This is a genomic window from Enterobacter cloacae complex sp. HYC080_NIDB (assembly GCF_056673325.1).
Window position 1 is genome coordinate 973,634 of record NZ_CP114212.1, and the last position, 14,084, is coordinate 987,717.

The 14,084-nt window shown below is 56.5% G+C and carries 16 protein-coding genes; 13 read left to right on the plus strand and 3 right to left on the minus strand.

The genetic code is table 11. The annotated features are described in order from the left end of the window. Window positions 1-61 precede the first annotated feature (61 nt). A complete protein-coding gene (locus O1723_RS04615; RefSeq protein WP_014885035.1) occupies window positions 62-1,105 on the minus strand; it encodes an aminopeptidase in 1,044 nt (347 codons plus the stop codon). Window positions 1,106-1,342: 237 nt separating this feature from the next. Here O1723_RS04615 and cysG point away from each other — a divergent pair, with 237 nt between their 5' ends. The 13 genes from cysG to rpoS all read left to right on the plus strand — a co-directional run bounded on the left by cysG (window position 1,343) and on the right by rpoS (window position 12,344). Further along, window positions 1,343-2,701 carry a siroheme synthase CysG gene (cysG, locus tag O1723_RS04620; protein WP_023337697.1) on the plus strand — a complete coding sequence of 453 codons (1,359 nt, stop codon included), beginning with the start codon at window positions 1,343-1,345 and terminating at the stop codon, window positions 2,699-2,701. Window positions 2,702-2,710: 9 nt separating this feature from the next. Then, window positions 2,711-3,619 (plus strand): sulfate adenylyltransferase subunit CysD, encoded by a 909-nt coding sequence (gene cysD / locus O1723_RS04625; protein ID WP_008499613.1) that lies wholly within the window; start codon window positions 2,711-2,713, stop codon window positions 3,617-3,619. Window positions 3,620-3,628: 9 nt separating this feature from the next. Continuing rightward, the gene (cysN, locus tag O1723_RS04630) at window positions 3,629-5,053 is read left to right on the plus strand and encodes a sulfate adenylyltransferase subunit CysN (RefSeq protein WP_014885033.1); all 1,425 of its coding nucleotides are present in this window, start codon (window positions 3,629-3,631) and stop codon (window positions 5,051-5,053) included. After that, entirely contained in the window at window positions 5,053-5,658 is a 606-nt protein-coding gene (cysC, locus tag O1723_RS04635) for an adenylyl-sulfate kinase (RefSeq protein ID WP_014885032.1), read from the plus strand. The genes cysN and cysC overlap by 1 nt, the downstream gene beginning before the upstream one ends. A gap of 58 nt (window positions 5,659-5,716) precedes the next feature. Then, window positions 5,717-6,043, plus strand: a complete 327-nt coding sequence (locus O1723_RS04640) for a DUF3561 family protein (protein WP_014885031.1) — start codon at window positions 5,717-5,719, stop codon at window positions 6,041-6,043. 79 nt (window positions 6,044-6,122) lie between these two features. Beyond that, window positions 6,123-6,434 carry a cell division protein FtsB gene (gene ftsB / locus O1723_RS04645; protein WP_008499609.1) on the plus strand — a complete coding sequence of 104 codons (312 nt, stop codon included), beginning with the start codon at window positions 6,123-6,125 and terminating at the stop codon, window positions 6,432-6,434. Between the two features lie 19 nt (window positions 6,435-6,453). Further along, window positions 6,454-7,164, plus strand: coding sequence for a 2-C-methyl-D-erythritol 4-phosphate cytidylyltransferase (gene ispD / locus O1723_RS04650; RefSeq protein WP_014885030.1), 711 nt, complete (start codon window positions 6,454-6,456; stop codon window positions 7,162-7,164). Then, window positions 7,164-7,643 carry a 2-C-methyl-D-erythritol 2,4-cyclodiphosphate synthase gene (gene ispF, locus O1723_RS04655; protein ID WP_006811766.1) on the plus strand — a complete coding sequence of 160 codons (480 nt, stop codon included), beginning with the start codon at window positions 7,164-7,166 and terminating at the stop codon, window positions 7,641-7,643. The genes ispD and ispF overlap by 1 nt, the downstream gene beginning before the upstream one ends. Further along, window positions 7,640-8,689, plus strand: a complete 1,050-nt coding sequence (gene truD / locus O1723_RS04660; protein ID WP_014885029.1) for a tRNA pseudouridine(13) synthase TruD — start codon at window positions 7,640-7,642, stop codon at window positions 8,687-8,689. Before ispF ends, truD begins: the two co-directional genes overlap by 4 nt. Next, a complete protein-coding gene (surE, locus tag O1723_RS04665; RefSeq protein WP_014885028.1) occupies window positions 8,670-9,431 on the plus strand; it encodes a 5'/3'-nucleotidase SurE in 762 nt (253 codons plus the stop codon). The genes truD and surE overlap by 20 nt, the downstream gene beginning before the upstream one ends. Then, window positions 9,425-10,051, plus strand: coding sequence for a protein-L-isoaspartate(D-aspartate) O-methyltransferase (locus O1723_RS04670; protein ID WP_014885027.1), 627 nt, complete (start codon window positions 9,425-9,427; stop codon window positions 10,049-10,051). Before surE ends, O1723_RS04670 begins: the two co-directional genes overlap by 7 nt. Window positions 10,052-10,167: 116 nt before the next feature. Then, a complete protein-coding gene (gene nlpD / locus O1723_RS04675) occupies window positions 10,168-11,292 on the plus strand; it encodes a murein hydrolase activator NlpD (RefSeq protein ID WP_014885026.1) in 1,125 nt (374 codons plus the stop codon). A 59-nt stretch (window positions 11,293-11,351) separates the two neighbouring features. After that, the gene (gene rpoS / locus O1723_RS04680) at window positions 11,352-12,344 is read left to right on the plus strand and encodes an RNA polymerase sigma factor RpoS (RefSeq protein WP_008499600.1); all 993 of its coding nucleotides are present in this window, start codon (window positions 11,352-11,354) and stop codon (window positions 12,342-12,344) included. 52 nt (window positions 12,345-12,396) lie between these two features. Here rpoS and O1723_RS04685 read toward each other — a convergent pair whose 3' ends face one another. Then, window positions 12,397-12,774, minus strand: coding sequence for a DUF4440 domain-containing protein (locus O1723_RS04685; RefSeq protein ID WP_014885025.1), 378 nt, complete (start codon window positions 12,772-12,774; stop codon window positions 12,397-12,399). Continuing rightward, the gene (locus tag O1723_RS04690) at window positions 12,771-13,979 is read right to left on the minus strand and encodes an MFS transporter (protein ID WP_248190682.1); all 1,209 of its coding nucleotides are present in this window, start codon (window positions 13,977-13,979) and stop codon (window positions 12,771-12,773) included. The genes O1723_RS04685 and O1723_RS04690 overlap by 4 nt, the downstream gene beginning before the upstream one ends. Window positions 13,980-14,084 lie beyond the last annotated feature (105 nt).

Below are 14,084 nucleotides of genomic sequence, written 5' to 3' on the forward strand. Positions count from 1 at the left end.
GCCCTCTCCCTGTGGGAGAGGGTTGGGGTGAGGGCATCAGGCCGCGCTATACTTAAAAACCTCAGCCTTTCCCCGCCTTCGCCAGCTCCTTCACCAGCGGCAGCATCACTTTCACCACGTCCCGGCTGCGGTGTTCAATTCGCTGCGGCAGGGCGCTATCAATATGCTGCTGATTATCCAGCATCACGTTATGCCAGCTTGTCCCGTCCGGGAAGGCTTTCGATTTTCCCCGTTGCTGGTAGCCATCTTTTTTCCCCAGCGCCCAGTTGGTTGCTTCCACGTACAGGACCGGAATGCCCGCTTTATCGAACACTTCGCCGTCGTTGCAGCAGCCCGTTCCTCGCGGATAATTTGGATTGCCGCCCGGGTTGCTGGCGGCATACACCCCATGGCTGCGGGCAATGGCGAGCGCCCGGTCACGCGTCAGTTTACGCACGCTACCCGGTGTACTCTGCCCGCTGTTGAAATACAGTTTATCGCCGACAATCAGGTTATCGAGGTTAATTACCAGCAGCGTATTTTTCTTCTCTTCAGCGCTCATGCGTTTAAGGAGATTCTCAGCGCCGAGCTTACCCTCCTCTTCACCGCTGGTGGCAACGAAACGAATGCCATATTGCGTCGGAATGTTCTTCATTCGCTCGGCCAGTTCGAGCATCACGCCAAGACCCGCTGCGTTATCGTCCATGCCCTGCAGCGTCAGCCCGCCGAGGTTGTTATCGGTGTCGGCATCGCTGAGCGGTGCGTAAGTATCGAGATGCGCCATGATAATAATCTGTTCCGCCGCGCGACCTTCGTGAGCCGCAATAACCGTGCTGCCGGTCACGTTGTGCCAGTTTTGTGTTTTATTGCGCGAGGTATAGATATAGCGGCTGTGAAACGACCGGATATCGCTCTGGTAACCCATATCAGCAAATTGCTGGCGAATATAGTCAGCAGAGAGCATTTCCGCAGGTGAACCGGTCATGCGGCCAGGGAAAACGGTGGCAATATGCCGCGCCTGCTGAGTGGCGATTTCACCATAGGGTTGATTTTTTGCCTGAGCCGGAAGAATAAAGCAAACGCCTAGCGCCAGGGCAGCAACACAGTGGCGCGTTGCGGAAAACATAGTGAGTCCTTAAAAACAGAGCAAAATTTTAACTGGCCTAGTATGAAACTGTGATCGTCCAGACACAATTTGAATTGCTCTTAAATGCCCGAAAATTCGCGTGTTAAGCACTTTTTGATATTAACTTTTTCACATCGTTATTCCATTGAGTAACTACTCATTCCAATTCGTAATTTCATTCGGTCTAAGCCGCCCCCTATAGTCCCTCTATTCCTCGTTGTTAGTGAGTTGTTGCCTGTGGACTATCTGCCCTTATTTGCCGCGATTAAAGAGAAACCGGTGCTGGTTGTTGGCACGGGTGAAATTGCCGATCGCAAAATCGTGTTTTTGCAACGTGCGGGGGCGCAGGTGCGGGTAGTGGCAGAAGCGGATTTTGACGAATCACAAATCGACAGCGTAGTGCTGGTAATTGCGGCGACCGAAGATCGCGACCTGAACCGTCGTGTTTCCGACGCCGCTCAGGCCCGTTACCGTCTGGTGAACGTGGTGGACGACCAGCCGTTATGCTCGTTTATCTTCCCGTCGATCGTTGACCGTTCGCCGCTTCTGGTGGCGATCTCCTCCGGCGGTACTGCTCCGGTGCTGGCGCGCGTGCTGCGGGAAAAAATCGAAGCACTGCTGCCGACAAGCCTCGGGCGCATGGCGGAGACAGCCAGCTACTGGCGTAACCATCTGAAGACCCGGCTGACCAGCGTGGCGGAACGTCGTCGCTTCTGGGAGCGGGTGTTTCGCGGCCGCTTTGCCAGCCTGATGCAGGCCGGCAATGAGACGGCGGCGCAGAAAATTCTCGAAGACGAACTGGATAACCCTGGCAGTACGAACGGGGAGATCATTCTGGTGGGCGCGGGGCCGGGCGATGCCGGGCTTCTGACGCTGCGTGGCCTGCAGGTGCTGCAGGACGCGGACGTGGTGTTCTACGACCATCTGGTCACCGACGGCGTGCGCGAGCTGATCCGTCGCGACGCGGAGCAAATCTGCGTCGGCAAACGGGCAGGCGAGCACTCTGTGCCGCAGCACGACACCAATCAGATGCTGATTGCTGCCGCCAAAGCGGGCAAAACCGTGGTGCGTCTGAAAGGGGGCGATCCGTTTATCTTCGGACGCGGCGGAGAAGAGTTGCAGGCGGCAGCCGAAGCGGGCGTGCCGTTCCAGGTGGTGCCTGGCATTACGGCGGCATCAGCAGTAACGGCCTATGCCGGTATTCCGCTGACCCATCGCGATTATGCGCAGAGCGTCACGTTTGTGACCGGGCACTACAAGGCCGACAGCACGCCGTTTGACTGGTCGCATCTCGCCCAGAGCCGGCAAACGCTGGCGATATACATGGGCACGATGAAAGCCGCAGACATCAGCGAACAGCTGATTCAGCACGGTCGCGAGGCAGCGACGCCCGTTGCCGTGATTTCTCGCGGCACCCGCGTCGATCAGCATGTTGCTATCGGCACATTACTCGAACTTGCAGACCTGGCGAAAGATGCCCCGATGCCCGCCCTGATCGTGGTGGGGGAAGTGGTACAGCTGCACAGTACGCTCGCCTGGTTTCAACATACTACAGACTCAGAGGGGTTTGGTTCCTCTGTGGTGAATCTGGCTTAAGGAACGGTTATGGACCAAAAACGACTTACTCACCTGCGGCAGCTCGAAGCGGAAAGTATCCATATTATCCGCGAAGTGGCAGCCGAATTTTCTAACCCGGTGATGATGTACTCCATCGGTAAAGATTCCAGCGTCATGCTGCATCTGGCGCGTAAAGCGTTTTATCCGGGTACGCTGCCGTTTCCGCTGCTGCACGTCGATACCGGCTGGAAATTCCGCGAAATGTACGAATTCCGCGACCGTACCGCAAAAGCTTACGGCTGCGAGCTGCTGGTGCATAAAAACCCGGAAGGGGTGGCGATGGGCATTAACCCCTTCGTGCACGGCAGCGCCAAACACACGGATATCATGAAAACCGAAGGGCTGAAGCAGGCGCTGAACAAATACGGCTTTGATGCCGCCTTCGGCGGCGCGCGCCGTGACGAAGAGAAGTCCCGCGCTAAAGAGCGTATCTACTCTTTCCGCGACCGTTTCCACCGCTGGGATCCGAAAAACCAGCGCCCGGAGCTGTGGCACAACTACAACGGCCAGATCAACAAAGGCGAAAGCATCCGCGTTTTCCCGCTCTCCAACTGGACCGAGCTGGATATCTGGCAGTACATCTATCTGGAAAATATCGAGATCGTTCCGCTGTATCTGGCGGCTGAGCGTCCGGTGCTCGAGCGCGACGGCATGCTGATGATGATCGACGACGATCGCATCGACCTGCAGCCGGGCGAAGTCATCAAAAAACAGATGGTGCGTTTCCGTACCCTCGGCTGCTGGCCGCTGACCGGCGCGGTGGAATCCAACGCGCAGACGCTGCCGGAGATCATTGAAGAGATGCTGGTGTCGACCACCAGTGAGCGACAGGGGCGCGTGATTGACCGCGACCAGGCAGGCTCCATGGAGCTGAAGAAACGTCAGGGTTATTTCTAAGGAGCCGCCATGAACACCACTATTGCTCAACAAATTGCCAACGAAGGCGGCGTGGAAGCGTATCTGCACGCGCAACAACACAAAAGTCTGCTGCGTTTTCTGACCTGCGGCAGCGTGGATGACGGGAAAAGTACCCTGATTGGTCGCCTGTTGCACGATACACGCCAGATTTACGAAGATCAGCTCTCTTCTCTGCACAACGACAGCAAACGTCATGGTACCCAGGGTGAAAAACTCGACCTGGCGCTGCTGGTGGATGGTTTGCAGGCGGAGCGCGAGCAGGGCATCACCATTGACGTGGCCTATCGCTATTTCTCAACGGAGAAGCGCAAATTTATTATCGCCGACACCCCGGGGCACGAGCAGTATACCCGTAATATGGCGACCGGCGCGTCGACCTGCGACCTGGCGATCCTGCTGATCGACGCCCGTAAAGGCGTGCTGGATCAAACCCGTCGTCACAGCTTTATCTCCACGCTGTTGGGGATCAAACACCTGGTCGTGGCGGTCAACAAGATGGATCTGGTGAACTTCAGCGAAGAGAAATTTGAGGAGATCCGCCAGAGTTACCTGACCTTTGCCGAACAGCTGCCGGGTAATCTGGATATCCGTTTCGTGCCGCTTTCCGCGCTGGAAGGCGATAACGTCGCCTCCCAGAGTGCGAATATGCCGTGGTACAGCGGCCCGACGCTGCTGGAAGTGCTGGAGACCGTTGAAATTCAGCGCGTGGTTGATACCCAGCCGATGCGCTTCCCGGTGCAGTACGTTAACCGTCCAAATCTCGATTTCCGCGGCTTCTCCGGCACGATTGCCTCCGGCTCCGTGAAGGTGGGACAGCGTGTCAAAGTGCTGCCCTCCGGCGTAGAATCGGCAATCGCGCGCATCGTGACGTTCGACGGCGACCTCCAGGAAGCCGGGGCAGGGGAGGCGGTCACCCTGGTGCTGAAAGACGAGATTGATATCAGCCGGGGCGATCTGCTGGTCGACGCGCAGGAAACGCTGGCAGCAGTGCAGGGCGCGTCTGTGGATGTGGTCTGGATGGCGGAACAGCCGCTGACCGCAGGCCAGAGCTACGACATCAAAATTGCGGGCAAGAAAACGCGCGCCCGCGTGGACGGCATTCAGTTCCAGGTGGACATCAACAATCTCACCCAGCGTGACGTGAGCGAGCTGCCGCTGAACGGTATTGGCCTGGTGGATCTGACTTTCGATGAGCCGCTGGTGCTGGATCCGTATCAGCAGAACCCGGTAACGGGCGGCCTGATCTTTATCGACCGTCTGACTAACGTCACCGTTGGCGCGGGGATGGTTCGTGAGCCAAACGAGCAGGCGACCGTCGCCTCTGAATTCAGCGCCTTCGAACTGGAGCTGAACGCGCTGGTGCGTAAGCACTTCCCGCACTGGGGCGCCCGCGATCTGCTGGGAGGCAAATAATGGCCGCACATGATGAGAACGTCGTCTGGCATCCTCATCCGGTCACCGTCGCGCAGCGTGAGCAACTCCACGGACATCGTGGGGTTGTGCTGTGGTTTACCGGGCTGTCTGGCTCCGGTAAATCCACGGTAGCGGGCGCGCTGGAAGAGGCGCTGCATCAGAGGGGCGTGAGCACCTACCTGCTGGACGGGGATAATGTCCGTCATGGTCTGTGCAGCGATTTAGGCTTCAGCGACGACGACCGCAAAGAGAATATTCGCCGGGTGGGAGAAGTCGCCAGCCTGATGGCGGATGCCGGGCTGGTGGTGTTAACGGCGTTTATCTCGCCGCATCGTGCTGAGCGCCAGATGGTGCGTGAGCGCGTGGGGCAGGATCGCTTTATCGAAGTGTTTGTCGATACGCCGCTGGCAGTCTGCGAAGCTCGCGACCCGAAAGGGCTGTACAAAAAAGCGCGTGCCGGCGAACTGCGCAACTTCACCGGAATTGACGCGGTTTACGAAGCGCCTGAATCGCCTGAGATTCACCTGGAAGGTCAACAATTGGTAACAAATTTAGTAAGCCAATTATTAGACCTGCTCAGACGGGACGATATTATCAGATCCTGAGTCGGTATCGTTCGGGAGCTGTCTTTCCGAACGATGAGTCACGGTCACAGGATTAGCTATGCGCAACAGTGAAAACTACATTATCACCACCGGGTCGGAGCCGCTCGCGACCGACGACGAAACGACCTGGTCATTTCCCGGGGCCATTATTGGCTTCGTCTCCTGGTTGCTGGCGCTTGGCATCCCGTTTCTTATGTATGGCGGCAATACGCTGTTCTTCTTCCTCTACACCTGGCCTTTCTTCCTGGCGCTGATGCCCGTCGCGGTTGTCGTCGGCATTGCGTTGCACTCCCTGTTCAATGGCAGGCTCCTGTATAGTGCCGTGTTCACTATCGCCGCCGTAGTCATCATATTTGGGCTGCTATTTTTATGGCTGATGGGTTAACTTGCGGCATAATTAAAACCCCAGAGTAGAGTCCAGCGGAAAGTTATGGGATGATGAAGCCGTTTTTTCAGGGGGCAGGATGGGTAAACTAACGCTGCTGTTGCTGGCTTTGCTGATTTGGCTGCAATACTCGTTGTGGTTCGGTAAGAACGGACTGCACGACTACAGCCGGGTGAGCGATGACGTCGCGGCTCAGCAGGCAACAAACGCCAAACTTAAGGCGCGTAACGATCAACTCTTTGCTGAAATTGATGACCTCAATGGCGGGCAGGAGGCGATTGAGGAACGCGCACGCAATGAACTCAGTATGACTAAGCCGGGCGAAACCTTTTATCGTCTGGTTCCGGATGCGTCTAAACGCAATCAGGGCTCAGCACAAAATAATCGATAATCAGGCCCAGGATTACGACATGGCAGCAACTTTTTCGGACGTCTGTGCCGTGGTGCCGGCCGCAGGTTTTGGCCGGCGCATGCAAACAGAGTGTCCCAAGCAGTACCTTTCAATTGGTGATAAAACGATCCTCGAGCATGCCGTGGCGGCGCTACTGGCGCACCCTCGGGTGACGCGAGCGATCATTGTCATCAGCCCCGGCGATGCGCGTTTTGCGCAGCTACCGCTGGCAAACCATCCACAGATTACCGTTGTTGACGGCGGCGCCGAGCGCGCCGATTCCGTGCTGGCGGGCATTCAGGCTGCCGGAGACGCGCCGTGGGTGCTGGTGCACGACGCCGCACGTCCGTGTCTGCATCAGGACGATCTGGCGCGCCTGCTGGCGCTGAGTGAAACCAGTAAAGTGGGGGGCATCCTGGCCGCTCCGGTGCGTGACACCATGAAGCGCGCCGAGCCTGGCAAGCAGGCTATCGCCCACACCGTTGAGCGCGTCGATCTCTGGCACGCGCTGACGCCACAATTTTTCCCCCGCGAATTACTCCACGACTGCTTAACGCGTGCGCTTAAAGAAGGGGCGACCATCACGGACGAAGCCTCCGCGCTGGAGTATTGCGGTTTTCACCCCGAACTGGTTGAAGGACGCACTGATAATATAAAAGTGACGCGCCCGGAAGATTTACAGCTCGCGGAATTTTATCTTACCCGTTCGACCCATCAGGAGAAGGCATAATGCGAATTGGACACGGTTTTGATGTACACGCCTTTGGCGGAGAAGGCCCAATTATCATTGGCGGCGTACGTATTCCTTACGAAAAAGGTCTTCTGGCGCATTCTGATGGCGACGTGGCGTTGCATGCGCTGACCGACGCCCTGCTGGGCGCTGCTGCGCTGGGGGATATCGGTAAGCTGTTCCCGGACACCGATCCGGCGTTTAAAGGGGCAGACAGCCGCGAACTGCTGCGCGAAGCCTGGCGCCGTATTCAGGCCAAAGGCTATACGCTGGGCAACGTCGACGTGACGATCATCGCTCAGGCGCCGAAAATGCTGCCGCATATACCGCAGATGCGCGTGTTTATTGCTGAGGATCTGGGCTGTCACATGGACGACGTGAACGTCAAAGCCACCACCACCGAGAAGCTGGGCTTTACCGGTCGCGGCGAGGGCATTGCCTGTGAAGCGGTGGCGCTGCTGGTGAAGGCCGCCAAATGACGGACTTCGATAACCTGACTTATCTGCACGGTAAACCGCAGGGTTCTGGCATGCTGAAGGCCAGCCCTGAAGATTTCGTGGTGGTTGAGGATTTGGGGTTTGAGCCGGACGGTGAAGGCGAACATATCCTGGTACGAATTCTTAAAAACGGCTGCAATACCCGGTTTGTGGCCGATGCGCTGGCAAAATTCCTCAAAATTCATGCCCGCGAGGTGAGCTTCGCCGGACAGAAAGATAAACACGCCGTCACCGAACAGTGGCTGTGCGCGCGCGTTCCCGGCAATACGATGCCTGATTTAAGCCAGTTTCAGCTGGAAGGCTGTAAAGTGCTGGAATACGCCCGTCACAAGCGCAAACTGCGCCTGGGGGCGTTGAAAGGCAATGCGTTTACGCTGGTATTGCGTGAAGTGTCTGACCGTTCAGACGTTGAAAAACGCCTCAACGCCATCAATGAACGCGGCGTACCGAACTACTTTGGCGCCCAGCGCTTTGGCATTGGCGGCAGTAACCTGCAGGGCGCGTTGCGCTGGGCACAAAGCGATGCGCCGGTGCGCGACAGGAATAAGCGCAGTTTTTGGTTGTCGGCGGCCCGCAGTGCGTTGTTTAATCAGATTGTGAGCGAAAGGCTGAAAAAACCGGACGCGAATCAAGTTGTTGTTGGCGATGCGCTACAATTAACGGGACGCGGAAGCTGGTTTGTGGCAACGGCCGACGAAATGGCCGATGTGCAGTCGCGCGTGGACGCGAAATCGCTGATGATTACCGCCGCGTTACCCGGCTCCGGTGAGTGGGGGACGCAGGGCGACGCGCTGAGCGCTGAGCAGACGGCTGTCGCCGATGCGCAGGCATTACAATCTTTGCTGGTGCGGGAAAAAGTCGAAGCAGCACGCCGCGCGATGCTGCTCTACCCGCAGCAGCTAAGCTGGAACTGGTGGGATGACGTCACCGTCGAGTTACGCTTCTGGCTGCCGGCCGGTAGCTTTGCCACCAGCGTTGTCAGGGAACTTATCAACACCTCGGGTGATTATGCGAATATTGCTGAGTAACGATGACGGGATCCACGCGCCAGGCATTCAGACCCTGGCGAAGCACCTCCGTGAATTTGCGGATGTGCAGGTTGTGGCGCCCGATCGTAACCGCAGTGGAGCCTCTAACTCACTGACCCTGGAGTCGTCGCTTCGCACCTTTACCTTTGAAAATGGCGATATTGCCGTTCAGATGGGCACACCGACCGACTGCGTCTTTCTGGGCGTGAATGCCCTGATGCGACCGCGTCCGGATATTGTTGTCTCCGGTATTAATGCCGGGCCGAACCTCGGCGACGACGTGATTTACTCTGGTACCGTGGCGGCCGCAATGGAAGGTCGTCATCTGGGGTTCCCGGCGCTGGCGGTTTCGTTAAACGGCCACACGCACTACGACACCGCCGCCGCGGTGACCTGCTCGATCCTGCGGGCGCTCGGCCGCGAGCCGCTGCGTACCGGGCGTATTCTGAACATCAACGTGCCGGATCTCCCGCTGGATGAAATTAAAGGCATTCGCGTCACACGGTGCGGCAGCCGTCATCCGGCCGATCAGGTTATCCCGCAGCAGGATCCTCGCGGCAACACGCTTTACTGGATTGGCCCTCCTGGCGATAAGTGCGATGCGGGTCCGGATACCGACTTTGCCGCCGTGGATGAAGGCTATGTTTCCGTTACGCCACTGCACGTAGATTTAACGGCGTATAGTGCGCAAGATGTGGTGTCGGGCTGGCTGGATCGCGCAGGAGTGAACGCGCAATGGTAAGCAAACGTGTACAAACTCTTCTGGAACAACTTCGCGCACAGGGGATCCGCGACGAGCATGTGCTTGAAGCGCTTGCCCAGGTTCCGCGTGAGAAATTTGTAGACGAGGCGTTTGAACACAAAGCGTGGGAAAACGTGGCGCTGCCTATTGGGCAAGGCCAGACGATTTCGCAGCCTTACATGGTGGCGCGCATGACGGAGCTGCTTGAGCTCACGCCCAATTCGCGCGTGCTGGAGATTGGCACCGGCTCGGGTTATCAGACCGCGATCCTGGCGCATCTGGTGCACCATGTCTGCTCCGTTGAGCGGATTAAAGGTTTACAGTGGCAGGCGCGTCGTCGCCTGAAACAACTTGATTTACACAATGTTTCGACACGACACGGTGATGGATGGCAGGGTTGGCAGGCTCGCGCCCCGTTCGACGCCATCATCGTGACGGCAGCCCCGCCTGAAATTCCTGCAGCCCTGTTGTCGCAGCTGGATGAGGGGGGCATTCTTGTTCTGCCCGTCGGCGATGAGCAGCAGCTCCTGAAGCGCGTTCGTCGACGTGGCGGCGAGTTTATTATCGACACCGTGGAAGCCGTGCGCTTTGTGCCTCTGGTAAAGGGGGAGTTGGCCTGAGACTCGGATTTATCCAGGGTTATTAAGGCAAATTCAGCGTATGGTGTGGCGCGAAAGATTCGTGCCATCACGGTAAATTTTAAGTCACTGGTAGTTAACACATTCCTGGGGGATAAATGAGCGCGGGAAGCCCTAAATTCACCATCAGCCGTGTTGCGGCATTATCACTGGTTTCGCTCTGGCTGGCTGGCTGTACAAGTTCTAACAATGCACCTGCGCCCGTCAGTTCCGTCGGCGGAAACAGCGGCTCCGGTAACACGTCCAGCGGAATGTTGATCACGCCGCCACCTAAAATGGGGACGGCTGCGCAGCAGCAAACACCACAAATTCAGCCTGTGCAACATCCTGTTACACAGCCAATGCAGGTTCAGCCAGTTGAACAGCCTGTTCAGACCCAAAATGGCCGCATAGTGTATAACCGTCAGTATGGGAACATTCCGAAAGGCAGCTATACCGGCGGCAGCACCTATACCGTGAAACGCGGCGATACGCTGTTCTATATTGCCTGGATCACCGGGAACGATTTCCGTGACCTCGCACAGCGTAACAACGTCCAGGCCCCGTATGGTCTGGAGGTTGGGCAAACGCTCCAGGTGGGCAACGCAACGGGTACGCCACTGACGCCTGGCAACACGGTTTCAGCGGCCGATGTGACCGCACAAAATAACAGCGTTAAGCCTGCACAAAAATCCACCACGGTGGTTGCTTCACAACCTGTAATTACGTATTCTGAGGATTCAGGTGATCAGACTGCTAACAAAATGTTGCCGAATAATAAAGGGACTGCGACTACTGTCACAGCACCGGTTACGGCACCTGTGGTTAGCTCTACTGAACCGACTGCAAGCAGTCAGAATGCCAGTTCGTCAATCACTACCTGGCGCTGGCCAACTGACGGCAAGATTATCGAAAACTTCGCCACTTCTGAGGGTGGGAACAAAGGGATCGATATCGCAGGCAGTAAAGGACAGGCTATCATCGCGACCGCAGACGGACGCGTTGTGTATGCCGGTAATGCTCTGCGCGGTTACGGTAATCTTATCATCATCAAACACAATGATGATTACCTGAGTGCCTACGCCCATAACGACACAATGCTGGTCCGGGAACAACAAGAAGTTAAGGCGGGGCAAAAAATCGCTACCATGGGTAGCACCGGAACCAGTTCTACACGCTTGCATTTTGAAATTCGTTACAAGGGGAAATCCGTAAACCCGCTGCAGTATTTGCCGCAGCGATAATTTGACGGGGCATGCCAGCCAGGGTGTCTCGTTCAGGGATCACGGGTAGGAGCCACCTTATGAGTCAGAATACGCTGAAAGTTCATGATTTAAATGAAGATGCGGAATTTGATGAGAACGGAGTAGAGGCTTTTGACGAAAAAGCCTTAGTAGAAGAGGAACCCAGTGATAACGATTTGGCTGAAGAAGAGCTGTTATCGCAGGGCGCCACACAGCGTGTACTGGACGCGACTCAGCTTTACCTTGGGGAGATTGGTTACTCCCCACTGCTAACGGCCGAAGAAGAAGTCTATTTCGCACGTCGTGCTTTGCGTGGTGATGTTGCCTCGCGTCGTCGCATGATCGAAAGTAACCTGCGACTGGTCGTGAAAATTGCCCGCCGTTACGGCAATCGTGGTCTGGCTCTGCTGGATCTGATTGAAGAGGGCAACTTAGGTCTCATCCGCGCAGTTGAGAAGTTTGACCCGGAACGCGGGTTCCGTTTCTCAACCTACGCGACCTGGTGGATTCGTCAGACCATCGAACGGGCTATTATGAACCAGACCCGTACGATCCGCCTGCCGATCCACATCGTCAAAGAGTTGAACGTGTATCTGCGTACCGCGCGCGAGTTGTCCCATAAACTGGACCACGAGCCAAGCGCAGAAGAAATTGCCGAACAACTCGATAAACCGGTTGATGACGTAAGCCGTATGCTGCGTCTCAACGAGCGCATTACCTCCGTTGACACCCCGTTGGGTGGCGACTCCGAAAAAGCGCTGCTGGACATCCTGGCCGATGAAAAAGACAACGGTCCGGAAGACACCACGCAGGACGATGACATGAAACAGAGCATCGTCAAATGGCTGTTCGAACTGAACGCCAAACAGCGTGAAGTGCTGGCACGTCGTTTCGGTTTACTGGGGTATGAAGCTGCGACACTGGAAGATGTTGGCCGCGAAATTGGTCTGACTCGTGAACGTGTTCGTCAGATTCAGGTTGAAGGTCTGCGCCGCCTGCGTGAAATCCTGCAGGGGCAAGGTCTGAATATCGAAGCGCTGTTCCGCGAATAAGCAACCTTTCGTCAAAAAAGGCCCGTCGTGAGACGGGCCTTTTTCTTTTGTGCTATGGCTGCGCCGTTTCGTGCAGCAGACGCCATGTGATCCTGCCATCTTCCTGATTCAGCACTGCGGTTGACCAGCGCACGTTGATAGGGTGATCCGGGCGGGTTTGCGTCTCCCGATAGTGAAGCACCGCGCCATCATCCCAGCTCTGTCGCGTCGATAATTCGTCAATGACGATCTTAAGCCCAGGACGACTTCCGCGCTGGTTATCCAGAAAACGAACAAGCCCGTTGTAGTCTATATGGACCCCACCGGGTGGGATCATCAGAAAATCAGACCGAAAACGGGCGAGCAGGGTGTCGGAATCGCCTTCGCCTTTGCCTAGCCAGTTTTCAAGTGCAATGTGGAGCTCGATAATCTCGTGTTCGAAAGGCGTCATGAATTCTCCTGTCGCAGCTGGGTGAGCACCTGCGTATTGTTAAGACGAAAAACGTACAGTACAGGCAGTAAGGTCATGCCTGCGGCAAAAATAAACATCCCGTGCCACGCGGCGAGCGGGGGTAGCCAGGCCTGCGCAAGGTTCAGGACCTGCGCCAGCAGCAGGGTACCCACAAAAAAGCTCAACTGACGATTAAGATTCCACAGCGCACTGGCATCCGGCATATCTTCCCGGCGCGTTGTCAGAAAAGCGCTGCTTTGAGCCGTGCTGCTGCAAAGACTTTCCCCTGCACCCATCAACACAAATGCAAGGGTGGGTAACAGCGCTGTGCTGGCCGGACCGACGCTCAGTAAAAGCAGAACGCCCAGCGCCTGGAGCAGACAGCCTGTGACGACAAGGGGACGAGGACCAATACGGTTAAAATAGCGTCCCGTTGCCGTGATAGCGACAAACGATGCCACAGACCACGGCAGCATCAGCATTCCCGTTGCGCCGGGTGTCATATTGGCCTCGCTCTGAAGGTAATACATACCCGTGACGTTCACTCCAATAAATATGCCTGGTACACAGACATAGACCAGCATGGAAAAACGCAAAAGCGGGTCCGCAAGTAAAGGCAGGTTTAGCAGCCGGCTTGCTTTCATCGCGGGCTGTTCGTGTTTAAGCCACAAACAGCCCAGAACAAAGGTCACGATGGCAACCGGGAGCGTGGCGAAAAATATCCATCGCCAGCTTAGCGTTTGCACCAGCACGCCTCCGAGAGCAGGGGAGCAGGCGGGGGCAAGCAGTGCGACCAGCATAACCGCTGAGGAGAGTCTGGCTCGCTCGTGAGGCTTAAACTGTTGCCAGGTCAACGCCTGTCCAACGGGAATCAATAAGCCTCCTCCCACCCCCTGCAACACTCGCCAGGCAATCAGGCTTTCCAGCGTGGCAGACAAGCCTGCCGCAGCAGAGGCAGCGCTGAACAGAAAAAGCGAGAGCAGGATGACGCGCTTCGGTCCGATTCGGCGCGTGAGCACGCTGCTAAACGGGATCACCAGCGTCAGACCAGCAATGTACCCGTTACTGACCCAGGCAAGTGCTGAAGGCGTGGCGTGAAAGGCGTGAGCCATTGCCGGAAAAGCAACGCTGGCAATAAACATGTTAATCAAATCAAGAAAAAAGCCCAGCAGATAGACAACGGCGACTTTGCTGCGATAGGTCATGGTGGTTCCTCCCGTGAGGAGGCGTATCGTATCGACGCGCCAGGCACGGATAAACCAGACAAAGCGCGATATACTGTCAAAAATATTTTGACGGTAAAAGGCGTA

What these genes read in the sequence shown, in the direction of transcription:
- O1723_RS04615 (WP_014885035.1), bottom strand. Translation starts at nt 1,105, where the DNA reads ATGTTTTCCGCAACGCGCCACTGTGTTGCTGCCCTGGCGCTAGGCGTT.
- cysD (WP_008499613.1), top strand. Translation starts at nt 2,711, where the DNA reads ATGGACCAAAAACGACTTACTCACCTGCGGCAGCTCGAAGCGGAAAGT.
- cysN (WP_014885033.1), top strand. Translation starts at nt 3,629, where the DNA reads ATGAACACCACTATTGCTCAACAAATTGCCAACGAAGGCGGCGTGGAA.
- cysC (WP_014885032.1), top strand. Translation starts at nt 5,053, where the DNA reads ATGGCCGCACATGATGAGAACGTCGTCTGGCATCCTCATCCGGTCACC.
- O1723_RS04640 (WP_014885031.1), top strand. Translation starts at nt 5,717, where the DNA reads ATGCGCAACAGTGAAAACTACATTATCACCACCGGGTCGGAGCCGCTC.
- ftsB (WP_008499609.1), top strand. Translation starts at nt 6,123, where the DNA reads ATGGGTAAACTAACGCTGCTGTTGCTGGCTTTGCTGATTTGGCTGCAA.
- ispD (WP_014885030.1), top strand. Translation starts at nt 6,454, where the DNA reads ATGGCAGCAACTTTTTCGGACGTCTGTGCCGTGGTGCCGGCCGCAGGT.
- ispF (WP_006811766.1), top strand. Translation starts at nt 7,164, where the DNA reads ATGCGAATTGGACACGGTTTTGATGTACACGCCTTTGGCGGAGAAGGC.
- truD (WP_014885029.1), top strand. Translation starts at nt 7,640, where the DNA reads ATGACGGACTTCGATAACCTGACTTATCTGCACGGTAAACCGCAGGGT.
- surE (WP_014885028.1), top strand. Translation starts at nt 8,670, where the DNA reads ATGCGAATATTGCTGAGTAACGATGACGGGATCCACGCGCCAGGCATT.
- O1723_RS04670 (WP_014885027.1), top strand. Translation starts at nt 9,425, where the DNA reads ATGGTAAGCAAACGTGTACAAACTCTTCTGGAACAACTTCGCGCACAG.
- nlpD (WP_014885026.1), top strand. Translation starts at nt 10,168, where the DNA reads ATGAGCGCGGGAAGCCCTAAATTCACCATCAGCCGTGTTGCGGCATTA.
- rpoS (WP_008499600.1), top strand. Translation starts at nt 11,352, where the DNA reads ATGAGTCAGAATACGCTGAAAGTTCATGATTTAAATGAAGATGCGGAA.
- O1723_RS04685 (WP_014885025.1), bottom strand. Translation starts at nt 12,774, where the DNA reads ATGACGCCTTTCGAACACGAGATTATCGAGCTCCACATTGCACTTGAA.
- O1723_RS04690 (WP_248190682.1), bottom strand. Translation starts at nt 13,979, where the DNA reads ATGACCTATCGCAGCAAAGTCGCCGTTGTCTATCTGCTGGGCTTTTTT.